Origin of the sequence: Paraburkholderia sp. GAS33, assembly GCF_050436645.1 — a bacterium.
Classification (GTDB): domain Bacteria; phylum Pseudomonadota; class Gammaproteobacteria; order Burkholderiales; family Burkholderiaceae; genus Paraburkholderia; species Paraburkholderia phenazinium_B.
Map to the genome: position 1 here is coordinate 341,312 of NZ_JBNDMP010000001.1, position 19,162 is coordinate 360,473.

Genomic DNA, 19,162 nt, shown 5'->3' on the forward strand with positions numbered 1-19,162 from the left:
CGTTTCCGCGCGATCGGGAGATCGTGTGACGTGTAACAAAGTAGATGAGATGCGGCGAAAAACCGGATGAGATGCGCTACCAGAGGTTGTAACGGCCTCTGGTCGACACAATGATGCCGGATGCGAAGGCGAGGTTCGAATCTGCTGGATATGCAGCAGGATGAACCGTCAGCCGGATAGCCGGCACAAAAAATCGGTACAAAACAAACCGACCGGAAATCAGTCGGGTCAGGCAGCTTCCGCGATCTGCGTAGCTTCCATTGCTTCCAAAGCTTCTTGCGCTTCCAGTTTGGCTGCAGCAGCGGCTTTCTTGGTCTTGCCGGCGCGCGACGGCGGCTGGCAGGCGCCACATACTACGTTGTGCTGCAGATCGTGCTTGTGCGCGACAAACTTGCCCGTGCAACGGCAGCACGGTGTGAGTTGCAGGATCTTGGCGTCGAAGAAACGCACCAGCGTCCACGCACGCGTCAGGTCCAGCACCGGTTCCGTTTCACTGTGTTTGCAGTGTTCCAGATACAGGCGGTAACCCTTGGTCAGCGCATCCAGATGCGAGCAACGCGCTTCGTTCTTCAGGAACAGGTACGTGTTGTAGAACAGCGAAGCATGAATGTTCGCGAGCCACGTCATATACCAGTCCGCCGAGAACGGCAGCATTCCCTTGGGTGGCGAAACACCCTTCACCTCACGGTAGAGGCGAATCATGCGGTCGCGCGACAGCGTCAATTCGCTCTCGAGCACTTGCATGCGTGCACCGAGTTCGATCAGCGCGATTGCGCGGAATACTTCTTGTGCATCTTCCGTCAGGCTTCGCTTGAGCATCGCAGTCACTCCGGTTAAGCGAATTGCTCTGCTGGCTGGCCGGCCAGCAAGATAGCCGCATGAGTCGGCGATACCTCTGCGTGCTTTGTCGTTTGCGTCAACGCCGACAACATCGAGTGGTCGTTGAAGCGGAAGAAGCACAAAAGCTGGTCGGAAGAGGCCAGTTTGACGATTTGCGCGAGCGACAGCCCGGCAAGCAAATCGGCCAGTTCCGACGACAGGCCCAATCGGAACATCCCGATGGGTTTGTCCTCGCGCAACATACGTTGTGCGAGCATGATGTAAGACAAATTGATTTCGCGGATCGATTCCCGCGTCTCGCTGCTACGGTCCATTTTTGTGTTTCCGAAGCCCCGAATTGCTATGTCGGCTTTTTTGCGCCGTTATGCTTTTTGTACCCTCGCCGGACACTGGTGACCTCCGGCGACATTTACGACTTGAAACGTGTCCTGACTGTTTGATACAAGGTGTTACAACTCGTAACACCTTGGAAGCAATTGTATGAAGTGCATTTCAGGAAATCAATACCTTCTCAAAAAAATATCTCACAAAAATACAACAATTTTCGGTAACTCTTTCACGGAGCCGTAATATAGGCTGCAGCGAGGGTTCTGGAGCATGTGCAGACCGTGTCTGAGCCGCCACAGGCCTTGCGGAATGGGGCTTGTCGGAATGGTCTGAGGAAATCCGTTTGAATCTCGGTAATAACGCTAATAGGCGCTTCAAACAGAAAGCTAAAAGAAAGAAAGCGACAAAATGCAGTAATAACTACTTACTGGAACGAAGTTTGGGGGACAAAAGCGGATGTAACACATTGCGGGAGAGCCAGTTACAAACTCGGCGGCAAATGTAACGAGTGGGTGGGGAGAGTTACCGGTTCCGTCCGAACGTTCGGTCAGAGGTATGGGCAACGAGATTCTGCTGGATCCGGATGGGCGCCACCGGGCGCTGTAAGAGCCGGGCGGTTGACGAAGCCGCGATCGGCCCGACAGCCTCGGAATCTGCCTTACACCAGGCCGGGATTGGTCAAATCGATTAGACAAATCGAACGTTACAACTTCCCGCGGGTTGCCCGTGGCCTCAGATGAGGCGCGCCATCAGGTCGGCGTCGTGAAATACCCCGTCGATGCGGAGCGCGTCGACTTCCCGGCCGTAACAGCGAAATCCGAGCGATTCATATAGATGGCGCGCCGCTTCGTTCTGTTTTGTAACAACTAGCTGGATTTGCCGCAGACCCTCGATGCGTTCGCAGCGCGCGAGCAGGTCGCCCAGCAGCGCACGGCCGACGCCGCGGCCGGCGGCCTCAGGCGCGACATACATACCGACCACCACCGCCTTGTGCCGCTCCTTGACCCGCGGCTCGCGTCTGAGCCCGACCGTGCCGATCAACTCGAGCTCCGGCGTGGCGAACGCGCCGAGTATGAAATTGCCGTCAGCCGCCTGAGTGCCTTGCAGGATTGCCTCGTATTGCCCCGGGCCTTTCTCGAGCGCCGCCTGATGGCTCGTACCGAACGCCTCCGGGTGCGCCTGCAGACCGCGCAGGCGTAACTGGAAGAAAGCGTTGAGATCGGCGAGGTTGAGTTGCCGGATCAGCGGGGCGTGCTCCATGCGTGTTTCTCCGTGGGGGCTCGAGTGGGCTTTGCATGGTAACGGTGCGACTGCCCACAGGGGGCGGGCTTCAGGGATTGCTAGCGGTGTCGTTCGACGCCGCTGTGGCCGGACCTTGTGCCTGATCTTCTGCGTATGCGCGCAAGGCCGCGGCGGTCTGCGGATCGGCCGGAAAGAATGCCTCGATCGCGAGTTCGGAGAGCGTGACATCCACCGGCGTCCCGAACACGGTCGTGGTGCTGAAAAACGACAGCACGCCCAGCGGCGTGCGCAGACGCAGCGGCACGGCGATCTGATTGAGGGTGGCGTTGCTGTCCGCTTCCGGGCTTTCCGCGCCCGGCGGCGTGGGATAGCCGGCAAGTTCGTCGCGCAGGGCCACGAGCGCTTCGTCGCCACTGACGTCGATCTGCCGTTGCAGCCGCACTAGCACATGTGCGCGCCAGGCGTGCCAGTTAACAATAGACGAGGCGATCCCGTCCGGATGCAGGCTGAGGCGCAGCGCGTTGACGGGCGGCGCCAGCAGAGCTTCGCTCGCTGCGCCGAGCAGTGGGGCGAGCGCGCGGTTGGCGGTGACGATGGTCCAATGCCGGTCGATTGCGAGCGCCGGATAGGGTTCGTGTCCCTTCAGCACCAGTTCCACTGCCTCCCGCGCGGCCGTCAGTTGCGGGTCGGTCAAGGGACGCTCGCGAAACAGCGGCGCATAGCCGGCCGCCACCAGCAGCATGTTACGGGCACGCAGCGGAACGTCGAGACGTTCGGCGAGGTGCATCACCATTTCGCGGCTCGGCAGGGCGCGGCCCGATTCGACGAAGCTCAGATGACGGGTCGAGATGTCGGCTTCCGCCGCGAGCAGCAACTGGCTCATGCGGCGCCGCTGCCGCCAGTCGCGCAGCAGTTCGCCGACGGTGCGGCTGGCCGACGCTGGACCCGACGGGCCGGCTTGGGGGAGGGAGAGAGTGCTCATGGGGGAATCATAGCCAGGGCGCGGCGGGATTCCATTACCTGGGAGGTAAGTGAATTGGGGGAAAGCAGTCAGACAACTCCGGCGCCTCCCGAACACACAACTACACACTTTCCTTTGCGCGGCGCGGAGTCGTGTGTAAAATTACACACGAGACATGCGGAGGCCAGATGAATTCATCAAAGCTAATCCGGATGCTCGAGAAGATGGCTGGAAACTGGTGCGAATTACCGGTAGTCATCACCACTTCAAACACCCTGAAAGGAAGGGCCTTGTGACGGTTCCGCACCCTAAGAAGGATCTGCCGATCGGGACGGCGAAGAGCATCCTGAAGACCGCTGGTCTTGTTTGACCGGCGGTTTTTGCCGGCTCAGGATGTCGGAGAACATTGACTGCAAAGGAACGGAAATGGAATTTCCCATCGCTGTCCATAAGGACGATGGGAGCGTCTACGGCGTGACTGTTCCGGATATTCCGGGCGTCCACTCCTGGGGCGACACCATCGATGACGCAATCAGAAACGCAAAAGAGGCCATTGTGGGTCACGTTTCGACGCTAATAGAGCTCGGTGAAGAGGTCGGTTTCACTTGCTCGACCGTGGAAGAACTGGCCGCACAGCCTGAATACTGTGGGGCAATCTGGGCGCTGGTCAGCGTCGATCTGTCGAAGCTCGACTCGAAGCCAGAGAGGATCAACATCAGCCTGCCGCGCTTTGTTTTGCATAAGATCGACGCCTACGTCGAGGCGCGTCACGAAACCCGCAGCGGATTCCTCGCGCGCGCAGCGCTGGAAGCGTTGGCCCACCAATGATGGCGCGGATCGCTTGGTTCGCGCGCTGCTGGAATAGCGTTAAGTGACGGCCCGCTTTGGCGGGCCGTCTTTCGTTAGCCAGCAACGTTACCTCCCAGGTAATCGACTCCCCGCACCCGGTCACCGATCCTTCAGTCCGAGCCCGCCCCAAACGCACTGTTTGCCAGGCGTCGCGCTCAGCCAAGCTACTGAAGGAGTCTGTGATGAACGCACATACCGATCTGATCGACCGCTATTTCGCGGCGTGGAATGAAACAGACGCGGTCAGCCGCCGCGAACTGATCGCCGCGACGTGGAGCACGGATGCCGCGTATCTGGATCCGCTACTCGCCGGCAACGGTCATGACGGAATCGACGCGATGATTCGCGCGGTCCACGAACGCTTTCCGCGCCATACCTTCCGCCGCACCACGGATGTCGACGGCTTCGCCGACCGTCTGCGTTTTTCGTGGGAGCTGACCACGCCCGATGGCACGCCGATCGTGAAGGGCTCGGATTTTGGCGTGATCGATCCGGCCGGACGGTTGCAGGCCGTAACGGGTTTTCTCGACGCGACGCCGGGCGCGGCCTGAGTCCAATCAAAAACAGCTGAGGCCAACTCAGGCCTCCACCTTCCCACTTTCAAGGAGACGATCATGCGCGAGCATCGTGCCGCAGGATTTGCGGTGACACTCGCGTTCGAACGGGTGCTCGGCACCCTCGACGCAGTCAGCATCGCCATTGCCGGCTTCGCGCTGTTGGCCGGCGCGCGGGCGTTCACCTTCACCGCATTGCTGGCATGGCGCGAGCCCGTGTTAGGCGGTGCGGGTCTGGTGTTGCTGGGACTGGTGGGCTGGCTGCGCTGGTTTAGCGGTCAAAGAAGAGTGGCGGGGGCTCGGGGTCGCCGGCTTCACGATAAAATGACTGACCGTTTGCCCACCGCACGCGACTGGCTTCTGTGGACGAGCGTTCGCGCGGATCAGCCTGCCTCGTCGCCACCCGGCGCAGGTGTGCCTGATCGGGCGGCGAAACGATCATAAATAGAGGGGGAGTACATGATACGGGGTTGTGTAGTGATGTTAGCCGCCGTCACACTTGCCGTGCTCGGTGGTTGCGGCAACAAGGAAGGCGACGAATTCGTCGGTAAGTGGCAGAGCACCAAGGGCCGCGAAAGCGTCGAGATCAGCCGTAATGACGATGGCTTTGTCATCGCCAACACCAGTGGTGGCAGTGTCAGGCCCGGGGTGGCATCTGCCGTCTACCGGGACGGCGTGCTGGAGGTCGAATCGACTGGCCGTATTGAAAGCATCCCCTACGACAAGCAGCACGACACGATCATCTTGCCGACCATGACCGGCTCGGCGACATTCAGCCGGGTCAAGTGAGGTTTTGCGGCGCATAGTGCCTATCAGACCGCGCCTGCACGGCATCCGGGTAGCACCTGCTAACATGTAACCCGCCGCCTCGGACGCCAGGTCCGGACGCACCCTGCCGTTACCGTCGAATCCGCCATGTCGCTCATTAGTCTGCTTGATCCGTGGGAGCCGTCGTTTGTGCTCGTCGCCGTGTTCGTTGCCGTCGCGGTGCTGTATGCGCGCGGTTCGCGCCACATCCGCGTCAGCTTTGCCCGGCGGGGGGCGTTCTGGATCGGACTCGTGCTGTTCTATATTGCGCTACACACACGCCTCGACTACTACGCCGAGCACCAGTTCTTCGTGCACCGGCTCCAGCATCTCGTGCTGCATCACCTGGCTCCTCTGATCCTGATGGCTTCGTATCCGGGCAGTGTGCTGCGCGCCGGTTTGCCGCTGCGCTGGCGCAGCGCGCTGCGGCGTTGGCAGCGTCTGAAGCCCGTGCGGATCGTTGCGGCCGTGTTGTTCAATTCCGCCTTTATCTCTATCGCTTTCGTCGTTTCCGTGGTGTTCTGGCTGATTCCGTCCGTCCAGTTTGTCGCGATGCTCGACTGGCGCATCTACACGTTCATGAACTGGTCGGTCGCGGTGAGCGGCCTGCTGTACTGGTGGATGCTGCTCGATCACCGGCCGAGTCCGCCGAGCCGCACGCGCCCGGGCCTGCGGGTGCTGTCTCCGGTGATCACCATGACGCCGCAGATCCTCGTGGGCGCCATCATCACCTTTTCCTCGCATGACCTTTATCCGGTGTTCACGCTCTGCGGCCGCGCGTTCACGTCCGTTCCGCCCGCGCTCGATCAGAGCCTCGGCGGCCTCATCATGTGGGTGCCCGCCGGGGTGCTCGAAGCGATCGGCGCGATGATGGCGCTGCGTCACGTGATGCGTCTGTCCACCTTGCCGTCGCGCGTGCCGCCGAGGGCGAGGCGGGGCGGGGCAAGAGCGAAGCCGGCACTGCAGGCAGGAAGCTGATCAGTCGGGTTGCCGTGCGCAATCAATGCTTGCAGCTGGCCTTCACGCCAGGCTGATCCCGTACCTTTTGAACCGAACAAGGACATGCCGTGCTCGAAGAACGATGCGATGTCGTGGTGGTGGGACTCGGCGCCATGGGCGCAGCCACGCTTTACCAGCTGGCCAAGGCTGGCGCGAAAGCGGTAGGCATAGATCGATATGCCCCGCCACATGATCAGGGATCGAGTCACGGAGACACGCGCATTACCCGGCTGGCCGTTGGCGAAGGCGCCGCGTACGTGCCGTTGGTGCGCAGGTCGCAGCAGATCTGGCGCGAACTGGAAGCACGCGACGGTGACGCGCTTTTCGAGCAATGCGGGGTGCTCGTCATGACCTCGGGCGCGACGCACACATCGCACCACGGCGCGGCTGATTTCACGCTGAGCACGATCGAGCTGGCACGGACTTATGGCATCGCTCATGAGGTTCTCACGGCCGAACAGCTCCGCGCACGCTTCCCGCAATTTGCGCCGCTTCGCGACGACACGATCGCGTACTACGAACCGGAAGGGGGCTTTGTGCGACCCGAACGGTGCATCGCCGCGCAACTGAAGGCGGCGCGCGAGCTCGGGGCCGACGTGATCGCCGGTGTGACGGTTTCCGCTGTGGAGTCGACGGGCCACGTGGTCCGGGTGAGGGCGGGCGATCGGACCGTGGTGGCGGACAAGGTAGTTGTTTGCGCCGGCATGTGGTCCGCCGAGCTGTTGGGCGAGCCGTTCAAAAGCTTGCTGAGGGTCTGCAGGCAACAGCTATTCTGGTTCAAGCTTGAAGAGCCTGTGATTTTTCCTGAGGTTTCCCCGAGCTTCATTCTCTCGCACGGTCCTTTGGACACCGACTTTTGCTATGGCTTTCCACCCATTCCCGGTGAAGGCAGCATGAAGATCGCGACCGAGCAATATACGGCGCTGAGCGAGCCCGATTCGCTGGATCGCACGGTGTCCGACGCCGATGTGGCGGCCATGTTCCGCACGCATGTTGCGGGCAAGATCGCCGGCGTGACCGCGGAACGGGTCAAGGCGAGTGTCTGTACCTATACCGTGACGCCTGACTATGGTTTCATCATAGACGAGCATCCTGCGCTCAAGAATGTCACCGTGGTGTCGGCCTGTTCGGGTCATGGCTTCAAGCATTCGGCGGCAATCGGCGAGGCGGTCGCGCAACGCTGTCTGAGCGGAAAGAGTCAGATCGACCTTTCGGCGTTTTCTTTAGGCCGTTTTTCCTGAGGAAGGCGCAAGGACGTTGTCTGGTCCGTGCGTTTTTCCATAGGCTTGCGGCTTCAGACTGCACGCGATACTACCGTCCCAATCGTCATTGCCGTCTCGCCAGCGGCTATCGTTTCGGTATGCGATGCTTTGGTAAAGCTGAACGGCTGAGCGATCGTCCAGATGGCATGTGTCCTGGCCCAGGTGTTCGAGGAAGAGCTGGCAGCGCAGTGCTTTTACCGCGTTGGAGTCCCACACGCTCGCGTTCATTTCGCTATGGCCGTACAGCGAATTCGCATGAAGGTTGCACGATCCAATGGTGGCCCATGCATCGTCGATCAGCATGAGCTTGGCATGGACGTAAACGTAACGCCGGCCATCGGTTTGCGTGGGCGCTGCGAGTGCGGCGAGCGTGAAATTTTCATGGCGGCCGAGTGCTTCGATCTGCTCGAAAAACGCCGCGCGTTCAGGATTTTGTCGCCACTGCGCGACATACGGTTCGGGCTCTCCCGGCACCAGAAGAACCACGAATACCCCTCGTTTCAAGGCATTTTCAAGCGCACCGGCAATGGCGGGCACCGGAAGCGCCTGATTTTCCAGGTAGATCGAACGACGCGCGGCGTCGATGGCCAACAGATATTGTTTGGTGATGGACCGCTCGCCGTTGGCGATGAGATAGGCTTCTCCAACGCCGGGGGCTGCGTGCGCGTTGCGATAACATCCGGCGTGCACATTGCGTTGGATCTGCACGGTGCTCGGGCCTTGCGCCTTCGATAAACGTGTTGGGAACGCGAGATCCGAGTGTCCGTCAGGTCCATACACGCCAAGCGCACTATTGCGCTCGCTGGTTTCGTTCCAGCGCTGAACGAAGTTGTGATGCACATCGCTCGCGCATGGACCGGTTATCTCGGCGTAGACGTCGTGGCGTTGTTCTGCCCCTGCGTGCCCAGGTTCGACGAGCGCGAAAGTCGGGTTGATGCCGCCGACAAACACGGTTTCCGATGACTCCCCTGCATCGATCAGCCAGCATTTCTGATGGTGACAATAGGCGGCGGGCGCGCGATCCCAACGAGCGTTCAAACGCGAGCCCCGCTCCGCCAGCCAGTCGAAGTCGGACTGGGTGCCTTCGAACGTCTGTCCGTATCCATTGCTCGCGGAGTTGGGGCGCCAGAAAATCACGCGGACGTCGACACCCCGCTGGGCAGCACCATCGAGCACATCGAACAGCGTGCCCCGTCCGTCGGGCATCTGAAAATGCCTTGATACGAAGGTGACGGTGAGCCAGACACGGTGCTGGGCGTTTTCTACCGCTTCGCAGATGCGGCGAAATGCAGGACCGCTATCTATAAGCGGACGAACCCGGTTGCCGGGCCGTTGCGGATAGGAACCCTGCGTGATGAATGGGACGGACGTCTGACCGGGCTCGTTATTTGTGGTCGGCTCGGAGTGGTGATCCATTGAAGGGTTCCAGGTGGCATTCGATCGTCGTTAGAGACGCCGCTTTTATTTTCGAGGAGACGCAGCGCCAGCAAGCTTAAAACAAGGTTATTTCGCTTTGTCAGGCGTTTTCTTTCCAGGCTCTTATGGCGTTTCGGGGCATTTCGCCTGTCTTTGCCCGAGCATTGCGCGCCGGCCAAAGGAGAATTAACCCGCTATATGTGGTTTACGTAATAATTGCACTGTAGCCTCCGTCGTTCCGCTAACCGTCAAAAATGCGCAGGTCATGGCTTTCAGCGAACCAAGGTCTCCATTTTTCAAGTGGATTGTCTCTTCCGCTCAAAATCTGAGTGCCGAAAATCGGCAAATATTGCTTGCCAATCTGTTCACCAGAACGGCATCCATTATTTTTGCGTCGATTTGTGAAATCAGTGTCTGCGCCACGGCCTTTTACCTCCAGCGGACTGCGCTTTATGCCGGTTGGGGACTTGCTGTCCTCGCGTTGCTGTTTACCCGGCTGGTATTGATTTACGTCTGTTGCCAACGTAGTGCCCGCGGCGAGCCTACGCCCACCTCCGCGTTTCTGTTGGCGAGCATTGTCTGGAGCGCGCTGTTCGGCTTCGGCAGCCTTCTATGCAATGTCAGCGGCGACCCGACGCTATTCCTGCTCGGAAATGTTTGCGCCGTCGGCGTGATAGGCGGCCTGGCAGGTCGCAATGCCGGCATTCCCCACCTTGTGCTGATTCAGATCACGCTCATTCTCGGGCTACTCGGTCTGGGCGCGGCGCTCTCTCCCGGCTCAGGCAAGCTCGTCCTGCTGTTTCAGGCGCCATTCTGCGCGGCAGGCTTCTTTACCGTCGCCCTGCGTAGCAACCGCGACACCGTCGCGTTGCTGACGGCACGCGAAAACAGCCACCGCCTGGCGCGCCACGACAGTCTCACTGGCTTGCCCAACCGCGCACGCATCAGCGAGCTCCTGCTCGAGCGCACGGGGATCGTGCAGCAGGTCGACGATCAATCGTTCGCTGTTCTACTGATCGACCTCGACGGCTTCAAGGCGATCAACGACAGCCTTGGACACGCTGCGGGCGACCAGATCCTGCAGGAAGCGGCGATACGGCTGCGCGATATCCTGCCGGCCGGCGGTATCGTCGGACGCCTGGCGGGGGACGAATTCGTCGCCATCTACGATGGCGCTTCCCTGATCGATGATGTGCGTGTGCTGGCCGATCGCATCGTCAAGGCATTGGCCCGGCCGTTCGTGCTGAGCGAGGCACGCGTCCACATTGGCGCGAGTGTTGGTATTTCGCTTTATCCGGAGCACGGCAAAACCGGGCCGCAATTGCTGATATGCGCGGATCGTGCCTTGTACGCGGTCAAGCGCAATGGCAAAAGTGCCTTTGCCGTTTTCGATGCCGACAAGCACGCCTCCGACGAAAGTCTGAGTCTCCTGCGCAGCGACCTCGAAGGCGCGATGCAGTCTTTTAGCGGCTTGCGGATGGAGTATCAGCCCATCATCGATCTTAGCGACGGGACCATCTCCGGACGCGAGGCGTTGCTGCGCTGGACCCACCCGACGCGCGGCGAGTTGTCGCCCATCGCATTCATTCCCACGGCCGAACGCACGGGCCTGGTACTCGAACTGGGTGAATGGGCGCTGCGGCAATCGTGCATGGAAGCGGTCACCTGGCGCGATGCGGTCACGGTTGCGGTCAACGTCTCGCCTGTGCAATTGCGCGAGGAGTCGTTCGCTGCGACGGTCGAGTCGATCCTGCATAAAACGAAGTTGCCGCCGCAGCGCCTGAATATCGAGGTGACCGAAACGGTGCTGCTCAGCGACGACATCGCGACCCGGCGCAACGTCGCAATGCTCCGTGCATTAGGTATCGGGCTGGCGCTGGACGATTTCGGAACCGGCTTTTCAACCATGTCGACGCTCGTCCGTTTTTCGTTCGATGAACTCAAGATCGACAGTTCCTTCGTCAAGGAATCCGTGCACCGGCGCGAATCCGCGGCGGTGGTTCGCGGGATCGTGGCGTTGGCGCGGGAGATGGGCATGCCGACTACCGCGGAAGGTATCGAGACCCCCGAACAACTCGACTTCGTCCGCGGCTGCGGATGTACCCACGCGCAAGGCTACCTGCTTGGCAGGCCGGAGCGGGCGGAGACCATCGCGCACCGGGAAGAGCGGCTCGCCGCCGACGGTGTGATCAAAGGCTAGGCCATCGCTAACGGCGCGCATGCGCCGTCCACTGCCTGATTTGCCTACCCTGTTTTCAGGCAATCCTTACGCAAAAAGTCCTCAAGTTGCAGTGCGATGCTGCCGTTTACATGCGTCGTGGTGTATGAGAGTAGCCATGAGGTGTTCTGCCCGCCTTCGGATCGTAATAGAAGAGTATTGATCAGTCGTTCTGAATGAGCAGCAAAACCCATGCGTCATGTTTATGAGGAAACCTAAAGTAGCTGCATCGTTTGCCGATATTTAGTTAGATATCGCGTGGCACGAATGCGGCGCGCCGGCATTGCGCGGCGAACGACCTATCGAGGACCAGAATTCCATGCATAAGTGGAGGCGCCATTCGTTGCGTATCCTGAGTTGCCTTCTCGTCTGCGTGGAGATGGTCGCGGCTGTACCGCCCGCCAGAGCAGCCGATGCCTGGTACGATGGATCGACGCCGGTGTTTCGCCATGTCGAAATGCCGAGCGACATTACGCCCACGGCAATGCTGCAGGACAGGGACGGCCTGATCTGGATCGCCTCGCAAACCGGTCTCGCCAGCTGGGACGGCTATCGCTTCCGCACTTACATTGCCGACCCGAGCAAGCCTGGCACCTTACCTTCTTCCTACATCAATGCGCTGTATGAGGACCGCGAGGGCCGCCTCTGGGCGGCCACAGACAGTGGCGGTCTCGCAAGACTCGACAAGGCAGCTGGCACCTTCTCTACGCTGGGCGCGGGCCCTCAAGGCCTGAGCAGCGTACGCGTATTCTCCCTTGCCCCCGACGGCCCGGACGGCCTCTGGGTGGGCACGGAGGCCGGCCTCGACCGACTGGATCTCAACACCGGCAAGGTGCGGCGCGCAGGCGGCGGGGCCATCCCCGCTGGCCTGCCCGCGCACCGGATCAGCGCGCTCCTCGTCGATCGCGGCGGCAATCTGTGGGCCGGCACGCTCGACGGAATCTACGTATTGCGTGCCGGCGCACAGGCATTTGTGGCGGTGCCGGCGACGAGCCTGACGGGCGCCGCTATCGAGGTCTGGCAACTGGCGGAGGACCGGGAAGGGCGGGTCTGGGTCGGGACGCGAGCGACCGGTGCCTTCGTGATCGAACCAGGTGCCACGACGGCGCAGCAATTGCGCGACAGCGAACGCAGCGACGGGCAGGGTGTCGAGACCGACTGGGTCGGCGCGATCGTCGATGTCGGTAACGGTCACGTGTGGCTCGGCACGTGGGCCCAGGGCATCGTGCAGGTCGACACCCGCAGCTGGGCGACCCGGCGTCTGCGCCACGATGCCGGGATTCCAGGGAGCCTGGGCGAGGACGACGTGGCGGCGCTACTGCGCGATCGCAGTGGGTTTGTGTGGGCCGGCGGACCGAATGTGTTCGATTCGATCGATCCCTCCCAGCGGGCGATATCCACGTGGTACGGCAGCGACGGCCACCTGCTCGGCGGTAAGCGGGCAGAGGTCACGGCGGTGCTTGTCCAGCCCGACGGCAGCGTCTGGCTCGGCGCCGATATCGGCGGCGTCGACATCGTCCCGCCTGACCGCGAGCACGGCCGGCGTCTCACGGCGGAGGACGGTCTGTCGCGGACCGCGCTTCCCAGGGGCGCAGTGCTTTCGATGGCACGCGCACCGGACGGCAGCGTCTACATCGGGACTGCTAAGGGTTTGTACCAAACGCGCGATGACGGTCTCAGTGTCGAGCGGATGGAGTTCCCCGGCATTTCGCCCACTGCATTGGTGAGGGCGGTGTCGCTCGCCGATGGCAAGCTCTGGATCGGCGGTACGGACGGGTTGAGCTATGTCGACCTGTCCGCGCAAGGCGCCACGGCGTACAGTGTCCCCGGCCTGCAGGGCGAAGACATCACGAACCTCAGCGCCGGCGCAGACGGGACGCTGTGGGTCGGCACGCAGACAGGACTTACGCGGTACTGGCCGGCAACCGGCCGTCTCGAGCGGCCCTGGCCGGAGGGACCTGGGCGTGTCGGCCTGCCCAGCACCCACGTGACTTCGGTTGTGCAGGACAAGCGCGGGCGGCTGTGGATTGCCTTCTATGGCGGAGGCGTGCGTGTGGTCGAGCCCGGAGTGGGCGGCGCGCCTGCGCGAATCGACAGCATCGGTCACGATCAGGGGCTGCAGAAAAACGCCGCGAATGCCCTGCTGCTCGACGAGCAGGGCAACGCTTGGGTCAGCACCGACAGCGGCATTCTGCGCATCGACGGTAACACGCTGACCACGACGCTGCTGCAGCAGGCCGACGGGGTGGGGCTGCTGCCGTACTGGACGTCAGCGGCCGGGACGACACCGCAAGGCGATCTGCTGTTCGGCGGCAACGGCTTGACCATCGTGCATCCGAGCGAATTCCAGCCCGCACGTTTCAAGGCTTCCATCGTGCTGACCGATGCCGATGGCCGGCCGCTGCCGCCATCCGGGCTCAGGCTCGGCCCTTCACAACGCACGGTGCAAGTGGCTTTCGCGTTGCTCGATTACTCGGCCCCCGAACGCACGCGCTACTCCTATCGCCTGGCTGGCCTGGAGGACACGTGGACCGAGTCATCCGCCGAGCAGCGCGTCGCGCACTATACGAATGTGCCGCCCGGAAATTACACGCTGCAGGTGCGGGCGTCGAACCGTGCCGGAGGTCAATGGACCGAGTCGGTGAGCTTGCCCGTCCACGTTGTGCCGACGTGGTACGAGAGGACCACGTTTCGCGTGATCATGGCACTCCTGCTGCTGGCGCTGTTCGGCCTGCTGATGCACGTGCGCATGCGCCTGCTGCGGCGACGTGCATTGACGCTGGAGGCGGTGATCGCGGAGCGGACCCAGGAACTCCAGCAACGTTCCGATGAGCTGGTGCGCCGCACGGCGGAATTGCAGGCCAGCGAACAGCGGCTCGAGCAGTTGGCTTACTTCGACAGTCTGACGGGCCTCGCGAACCGGCGGCATTTCAACGACGATCTGCAACTCCTGATCGAGCAGGCGCGTCGCGGCGCGGAATTCGCGCTTGTGCTGGTCGACCTCGATCGCTTCAAGCCGATCAACGATATCCACGGGCACGATGCTGGCGACGTGGTGTTGAAGGCCGTTGGCTCACGCCTGCGGCTGATCACGCGCGAGATCGATCTTGTCGCGCGCCTTGGCGGCGACGAGTTCGCCGTGCTGCTCAGAGATCCAGGCGAGCGCGATGCGGTGGCCGAGGTGTGCGAGCGGATCATTGCCACGTTCGCTGAGCCGATTCCGTACCGCAAGCTTTCGCTGGAGGTCAGGGCGAGCATCGGGGTTGCGCGTTGTCCACAGGACTCACGGGATGCCCAGGGGCTGTATAAATCCGCGGACATGGCGCTCTACGCGGCGAAAGAGGCTGGCCGCAGCGCCTGGCGCTGGGCGGGCGATTCTTTCGAGGTGGACCGTTGAGTCGAGCAAATCAGGCATCCTGAATGATGGCGACTGCCCGGCCCACCGCGCACAACGTTCAGAAGCGGTGCCGGATACCCAGCGTGACACCTGTCTGATTGGACGCAAAGGCAGTGGCGTCCGTTACGCCAATGGGCGTGTAAGTCCCATTCGCATAGCGTGTCGCTGCGGCATACGCCACGGTCGCATAGAGATCGGTGCGCTTGGATAGCGAATAGTCGCCGCTTAGCACGCCCATCCACGAGTTCGATACGTTCGCCGTCTTGTTGGACTGATAGTAGGTGCCGGCCGTTAGCTGGAAGCTTGGTACGAACCGGTAACGCACCCCGCCAAACCACATTGCGGCCGAAACCGTCGAGCCCTTGGTCGGATCGTTCAGGTAGTGCTCATAGCCACCCATGATTTCACCGTTGCCGATATGCTCCAGGACAGAGAAACTGAGGTTGCGCGTCTTGGTCCATGTGCCGGTCGAAGTGATCGCGCCGTTGCGATAATCGTAGGCCACCGCTGCCGCGAACGTGCCGGTGCTGTATTCGAGCGAACCGCCATAGGCCGCGCTGCTCTGGAACGAGTCTGCGTCGCCGCCGAAGCTGTAATCGGCAATCGCCTTTAGTCCGCCAAACTGCCCTACGTACTTCACGGAATTGTTGAGGCGCGCCTTGTAGGAGAAGTCGTCCGACGATCCGGTGGTGGGAAACCACGTGTACTGAGGCGCGTAACCCATCGGATCGTACTTTTCGAGTGTGTCGTACATGGCCGTATATTGCAGGCCGGCCGACAGCGATCCCAAGGCGTTCGACAACCCCACCGCTGCAGTGCGGTTGAACAGCGTACCGGCGGTGGCAGGCGTGCCGTCGTTGCTGTTAAAGCCGGCTTCCAATACGAACCACGCGCTGGTGCCGCCACCCAGATCTTCCGTGCCACGAAAACCAAACCGCGAGTTGCTAAGTCCACCTGAATTTTCCCGAACCAGCGACCCACCCGTCGCGCTTGCATGAGTCAGATATTCGATGTTGGTGTCGACTACGCCGTAGAGGGTCACGGACGATTGGGCGTGCGCGCAGGCGCATCCGGTCGCCGCGAGCGCGGCGACAAGACATTTCTTTTTCACTGACTGTCTCCTGAGATTTGCTGTTTTCATTTGCGTCGCAAGCCGGGTGATGTTGCGGCAGGCAGGGGGCAAACAACGCAATGGAGCAAATCGTAGAGGCGGCCGATGTAAATGTAAAATACATATGTGATGCACTATCCATATGCATCAGATATGGCGCTTGGGTCATCCTTGATGAGCCGAAGCGGGAGACAACGCGATCCCCTTTCTGTGGTCCAGGACTCTTTAATAACCTGGGACTACAAGAGAAAGGTGATCGCGTCCCGGTCCGGAATTACATGGGAGGTACTACACCGTCTTTCTCGACGACGATCACATTCGCGTCATACGAGCCGTTCTTCGCGGGGATTGCCACGATGAATACCTTTTTGTTCGCAGTCAGGTCGTCGCGGGTCGCGGGAATGGCCGTCACGACTGGAGCGTCGGCCGGCACGTTGATGGTGTTGCTGCCGCCTTTATACGAAAGCTTCAGGTCGCGTCCGCTCGTACCTTCCACAACAGTGTCGACGTTGGCGTTCGTCATCGAACTGTTTGCACCGAGGTCCCACGCGTAGTGACCCTCTCCGGTGCCGCGCGCGGCCTCCGGGAAGACCAGCACTTCCTTGGCGACCAGCTTTCCGTCCGGGCCCGGCATCGCCGCCGCGCCGACGTATGAGCCGGCCTTGATATCCGAAAGCTGGATTGCCTTCACGGCGTTCAGCGCCGTCGAATCCTTCAGGTCAATGTTGACTGTATCGCCGCTGCGCCGGTGGACCTGCAAGGTGTTACCCGAAAGCGATACGATCTCGCCCCTGATCCGTTCGGGCTTGTTGGCGGAGGATTGAGCGAATGCAGCGCCAGCGAGCGTCAATGCGACAGCTGAAACAGCGAGTTTGAGACGAATGGACATAGGTGCTCCGTGTGGTTGATTGCAGTTAAAAATCATCGGTTCGCGGTTCAGGAGCCGCCGAACCAGTTGTAACCCTGGTTTTCCCAATACCCGCCGGGAAATTCGTTTGTGACGGTAATGGCGACGATATGCTTCGGGTTTTTGTAGCCCAGTTTGGTAGGCATCCGAAGCTTCATCGGGAAGCCGTACTTCGCAGGCAGGGTTTTGCCGTCATAGGTCAGCGTGAGCAGCGTCTGCGCATGAAGTGCAGTGGGCATGTCGATGCTCGTCCAGTAGTTGTCGGCGCAGTGCAGTGCAACGTACTTCGCGGTGGTATCGGCTCCGGCTCGCTGCAGGAAGTCGGCGAATCGCACTCCGCCCCACTTGCCGATTGCGCTCCACCCTTCAATGCAGATATGCCGGGTGACCTGGCTTTGTTGCGGCAACGCACGCAGTTCGTCGAGCGTCCAGTTGGCTTTGCCCTTGACCCGTCCTTTCAGTTCGAGACGGTAGGTTTGTGCATCGACATCCGGCACCTGATCAATGTCGTAGTAGGCATTGAACGGAAATGGCCGTGTGATCATCGATTCCGGGTACGTCGGCGCCAGCTTTCGCGGGTCGAACAGCAATGCCTGAGCGTCGTCGTTGAAGGAGGAGATTCGGCGCAGCATCGTGTCGACGGATTTGTCGTTCGTCAGATCGCAACCCGACAGGAGCATCAAGCCGCCCAGCGTGAGGATCCGTTTGCCAAACAAACGCCGTGAGGACGATGAGAGCTCCTTCTGCGCGTCTCTGATGATCGATTGCGCGTCGGGCTGGTATGCCGGAGCGGGCGTCGGGTGACCTTTTCGGGAATTCATGGTTACCGGCCTCGAATCATGGTGAGCAAAGAACGCGGGACGAGAGCGACCATCGCGACGTGCACCGCGAAAAAGCCGACGAGTACGCTCATTGCGGCAAAGTGAACGATGCGTGCGTTATCGAAGCCACCCATCGCCGTGCGCAGGAGCGGAAATTGAACGGGCTTCCAGATGGTCAATCCCGACAGCACGACCAGCGCGATATCCGCGATCACGACGAGATAGGCGAACTTCTGCACGGCGTTGTAACGGCTCAGATCGCCGTGATTGAGCTTGCCTCGCAGGGCTGCAACGAGGTCGGAGGCAATTGCACGCGGGCTGACCGGGAAGAGTTTCTTGCGCAGGCGCCCCGTTACGAAGCCCAGTCCCAGATACGCGAGAAAGTTTGCGACCAGCAACCACATGACCGCGAAGTGCCAGAGCAGCGCGCCACCTAGCCAGCCACCCAGCGTGATGGACGCCGGAAACCTGAACGCCGGGAATATCGGCGACGCGTTGTACACCGCCCAACCGCTCAGGCACATCGCTATAACAGCGGCGGCATTAATCCAGTGAAAAATGCGAACCCACACGGGGTGAATAGTGGCGTGATTCAAAGCGACCTCACGGACGATTGGCACTTGCGAACAGGAATGGGGCGGCGAGCGTGCATTGCATAAGACGTAGTTCAGCGTGCCGGGACCTTGGCGCGACGGTTCAGTCAAGAAAGCGGAGTTGCGCTGTCTGGCCCGGGTGGATTGGATTGACGACAGGATCGCAGGCGTGCCACGACAGCGGTATCGGTCAAATGACCGACCCACGGCATCGTGCTTGTGCTTGTGTCTGGTGCGCGGCGCCGGCCGGTGCGCGCTGTCGGCGGCACCGGTGGCATGAAAAGAAGACTTCGGAGACGGGTCGACCGCCTATTCCTGGTGAGAGTCCAACTCCCGTTGCATCAGCACAGTGTCGACCCACTGGCCGAACTTGAATCCGACCGATTTCAGCGTTCCCACTGTGCGGAAGCCGAGACGTTCATGCAACACAAGCGATCCCGCGTTCTCGCTATTGCCGACAACGGCAAGCATCTGCCGCCATGGTCCTTGCTCGCACCGTTGGATCAATTCCGCGAGCAGCGCTCGGCCGATCCCGAGACGGTCGAGCCCATGTTCTACGTAGATCGAATCCTCGATGGTGTGGCGATATGCCGGACGCGGCCGATACGGAGTTGCGTACGCATAGCCAACTACACGGCCCTGCCTCTGCGCCACCAGATAGGGAAGCCCCGCCTTCAACACCGCGTCGCGGCGTCCGAGCATGTCGTCGACGGAAGGGGGCGTCTCTTCGAACGAGGCGCTGCCGTGCAACACGTGGTACGCGTAGATGGCCTGCACGGCTGCCATGTCGGCTGTCGCCGCGTCGCGAATCCGAATTGCACTCTCAACTTCTGATTCCACCATTTACCTCACTCCTGA

19 protein-coding genes and 1 pseudogene are annotated in these 19,162 nt (G+C 61.1%); 9 read left to right on the top strand and 11 right to left on the bottom strand.

Features of this window, described 5'->3' with window-relative positions:
• Positions 1–228 precede the first annotated feature (228 nt).
• From flhC to P3T24_RS01565, 4 genes are all read right to left on the bottom strand, one after another.
• Positions 229–819, bottom strand: a complete 591-nt coding sequence (gene flhC / locus P3T24_RS01550; protein ID WP_074269024.1) for a flagellar transcriptional regulator FlhC — start codon at positions 817–819, stop codon at positions 229–231.
• Between the two features lie 14 nt (positions 820–833).
• Complete coding sequence (gene flhD, locus P3T24_RS01555) at positions 834–1,154, bottom strand: flagellar transcriptional regulator FlhD (protein WP_074269023.1); 321 nt, start codon at positions 1,152–1,154, stop codon at positions 834–836.
• Positions 1,155–1,899: 745 nt separating this feature from the next.
• Complete coding sequence (locus P3T24_RS01560) at positions 1,900–2,427, bottom strand: GNAT family N-acetyltransferase (RefSeq protein ID WP_429431796.1); 528 nt, start codon at positions 2,425–2,427, stop codon at positions 1,900–1,902.
• A 70-nt stretch (positions 2,428–2,497) separates the two neighbouring features.
• Positions 2,498–3,391 (bottom strand): helix-turn-helix domain-containing protein, encoded by an 894-nt coding sequence (locus P3T24_RS01565; RefSeq protein WP_429431799.1) that lies wholly within the window; start codon positions 3,389–3,391, stop codon positions 2,498–2,500.
• Positions 3,392–3,558: 167 nt separating this feature from the next.
• On the opposite strand from P3T24_RS01565, the pseudogene P3T24_RS01570 reads away from it, so the two are divergent.
• The 7 genes and pseudogenes from P3T24_RS01570 to solA all read left to right on the top strand — a co-directional run bounded on the left by P3T24_RS01570 (position 3,559) and on the right by solA (position 7,820).
• Positions 3,559–3,740, top strand: a pseudogene (locus P3T24_RS01570) (type II toxin-antitoxin system HicA family toxin).
• Between the two features lie 56 nt (positions 3,741–3,796).
• Positions 3,797–4,198 (top strand): type II toxin-antitoxin system HicB family antitoxin, encoded by a 402-nt coding sequence (locus tag P3T24_RS01575; RefSeq protein ID WP_074269019.1) that lies wholly within the window; start codon positions 3,797–3,799, stop codon positions 4,196–4,198.
• Between the two features lie 203 nt (positions 4,199–4,401).
• A complete protein-coding gene (locus tag P3T24_RS01580; RefSeq protein ID WP_429408098.1) occupies positions 4,402–4,770 on the top strand; it encodes a nuclear transport factor 2 family protein in 369 nt (122 codons plus the stop codon).
• Between the two features lie 63 nt (positions 4,771–4,833).
• Positions 4,834–5,217, top strand: a complete 384-nt coding sequence (locus P3T24_RS01585; RefSeq protein ID WP_429431802.1) for a hypothetical protein — start codon at positions 4,834–4,836, stop codon at positions 5,215–5,217.
• Between the two features lie 36 nt (positions 5,218–5,253).
• Positions 5,254–5,562: a DUF3876 domain-containing protein gene (locus P3T24_RS01590; protein ID WP_429431805.1), complete on the top strand. Its 309-nt coding sequence runs from the start codon at positions 5,254–5,256 to the stop codon at positions 5,560–5,562.
• A gap of 126 nt (positions 5,563–5,688) precedes the next feature.
• Positions 5,689–6,558, top strand: a complete 870-nt coding sequence (locus P3T24_RS01595) for a cytochrome c oxidase assembly protein (RefSeq protein ID WP_429431808.1) — start codon at positions 5,689–5,691, stop codon at positions 6,556–6,558.
• 89 nt (positions 6,559–6,647) lie between these two features.
• Positions 6,648–7,820, top strand: coding sequence for an N-methyl-L-tryptophan oxidase (gene solA / locus P3T24_RS01600; protein ID WP_429431811.1), 1,173 nt, complete (start codon positions 6,648–6,650; stop codon positions 7,818–7,820).
• On the opposite strand, the gene P3T24_RS01605 is transcribed toward solA, so the two are convergent.
• Both P3T24_RS01605 and P3T24_RS01610 read right to left on the bottom strand, forming a co-directional pair.
• Complete coding sequence (locus P3T24_RS01605) at positions 7,803–9,257, bottom strand: phospholipase D-like domain-containing protein (protein WP_429431814.1); 1,455 nt, start codon at positions 9,255–9,257, stop codon at positions 7,803–7,805. The two genes, solA and P3T24_RS01605, sit on opposite strands and share 18 nt — an antisense overlap.
• 241 nt (positions 9,258–9,498) lie before the next feature.
• Positions 9,499–9,780, bottom strand: a complete 282-nt coding sequence (locus tag P3T24_RS01610; RefSeq protein WP_429431816.1) for a hypothetical protein — start codon at positions 9,778–9,780, stop codon at positions 9,499–9,501.
• Between the two features lie 42 nt (positions 9,781–9,822).
• Between P3T24_RS01610 and P3T24_RS01615 the strand changes: the two genes are divergently transcribed.
• Positions 9,823–11,457, top strand: a complete 1,635-nt coding sequence (locus P3T24_RS01615; RefSeq protein WP_429431819.1) for a putative bifunctional diguanylate cyclase/phosphodiesterase — start codon at positions 9,823–9,825, stop codon at positions 11,455–11,457.
• A 337-nt stretch (positions 11,458–11,794) separates the two neighbouring features.
• A complete protein-coding gene (locus P3T24_RS01620; protein ID WP_429431822.1) occupies positions 11,795–14,872 on the top strand; it encodes a diguanylate cyclase domain-containing protein in 3,078 nt (1,025 codons plus the stop codon).
• 58 nt (positions 14,873–14,930) lie between these two features.
• On the opposite strand, the gene P3T24_RS01625 is transcribed toward P3T24_RS01620, so the two are convergent.
• The 5 genes from P3T24_RS01625 to P3T24_RS01645 all read right to left on the bottom strand — a co-directional run bounded on the left by P3T24_RS01625 (position 14,931) and on the right by P3T24_RS01645 (position 19,147).
• Entirely contained in the window at positions 14,931–15,983 is a 1,053-nt protein-coding gene (locus P3T24_RS01625) for a porin (protein WP_074269012.1), read from the bottom strand.
• 274 nt (positions 15,984–16,257) lie between these two features.
• Entirely contained in the window at positions 16,258–16,872 is a 615-nt protein-coding gene (locus tag P3T24_RS01630; protein WP_429431825.1) for a hypothetical protein, read from the bottom strand.
• Between the two features lie 47 nt (positions 16,873–16,919).
• On the bottom strand, positions 16,920–17,711 hold the full coding sequence (locus P3T24_RS01635) for a molybdopterin-dependent oxidoreductase (protein WP_429431828.1): 792 nt from the start codon (positions 17,709–17,711) through the stop codon (positions 16,920–16,922).
• Between the two features lie 2 nt (positions 17,712–17,713).
• On the bottom strand, positions 17,714–18,307 hold the full coding sequence (locus tag P3T24_RS01640) for a cytochrome b/b6 domain-containing protein (protein WP_429408078.1): 594 nt from the start codon (positions 18,305–18,307) through the stop codon (positions 17,714–17,716).
• Between the two features lie 306 nt (positions 18,308–18,613).
• Positions 18,614–19,147, bottom strand: coding sequence for an N-acetyltransferase family protein (locus P3T24_RS01645; protein WP_429431831.1), 534 nt, complete (start codon positions 19,145–19,147; stop codon positions 18,614–18,616).
• Between the last annotated feature and the right edge of the window lie 15 nt (positions 19,148–19,162).

What these genes read in the sequence shown, in the direction of transcription:
- P3T24_RS01595 (WP_429431808.1), top strand. Translation starts at nt 5,689, where the DNA reads ATGTCGCTCATTAGTCTGCTTGATCCGTGGGAGCCGTCGTTTGTGCTC.
- P3T24_RS01635 (WP_429431828.1), bottom strand. Translation starts at nt 17,711, where the DNA reads ATGAATTCCCGAAAAGGTCACCCGACGCCCGCTCCGGCATACCAGCCC.
- P3T24_RS01575 (WP_074269019.1), top strand. Translation starts at nt 3,797, where the DNA reads ATGGAATTTCCCATCGCTGTCCATAAGGACGATGGGAGCGTCTACGGC.
- P3T24_RS01630 (WP_429431825.1), bottom strand. Translation starts at nt 16,872, where the DNA reads ATGTCCATTCGTCTCAAACTCGCTGTTTCAGCTGTCGCATTGACGCTC.
- P3T24_RS01580 (WP_429408098.1), top strand. Translation starts at nt 4,402, where the DNA reads ATGAACGCACATACCGATCTGATCGACCGCTATTTCGCGGCGTGGAAT.
- P3T24_RS01645 (WP_429431831.1), bottom strand. Translation starts at nt 19,147, where the DNA reads ATGGTGGAATCAGAAGTTGAGAGTGCAATTCGGATTCGCGACGCGGCG.
- P3T24_RS01585 (WP_429431802.1), top strand. Translation starts at nt 4,834, where the DNA reads ATGCGCGAGCATCGTGCCGCAGGATTTGCGGTGACACTCGCGTTCGAA.
- flhC (WP_074269024.1), bottom strand. Translation starts at nt 819, where the DNA reads ATGCTCAAGCGAAGCCTGACGGAAGATGCACAAGAAGTATTCCGCGCA.
- P3T24_RS01590 (WP_429431805.1), top strand. Translation starts at nt 5,254, where the DNA reads ATGTTAGCCGCCGTCACACTTGCCGTGCTCGGTGGTTGCGGCAACAAG.
- flhD (WP_074269023.1), bottom strand. Translation starts at nt 1,154, where the DNA reads ATGGACCGTAGCAGCGAGACGCGGGAATCGATCCGCGAAATCAATTTG.
- P3T24_RS01605 (WP_429431814.1), bottom strand. Translation starts at nt 9,257, where the DNA reads ATGGATCACCACTCCGAGCCGACCACAAATAACGAGCCCGGTCAGACG.
- P3T24_RS01620 (WP_429431822.1), top strand. Translation starts at nt 11,795, where the DNA reads ATGCATAAGTGGAGGCGCCATTCGTTGCGTATCCTGAGTTGCCTTCTC.
- P3T24_RS01560 (WP_429431796.1), bottom strand. Translation starts at nt 2,427, where the DNA reads ATGGAGCACGCCCCGCTGATCCGGCAACTCAACCTCGCCGATCTCAAC.
- P3T24_RS01565 (WP_429431799.1), bottom strand. Translation starts at nt 3,391, where the DNA reads ATGAGCACTCTCTCCCTCCCCCAAGCCGGCCCGTCGGGTCCAGCGTCG.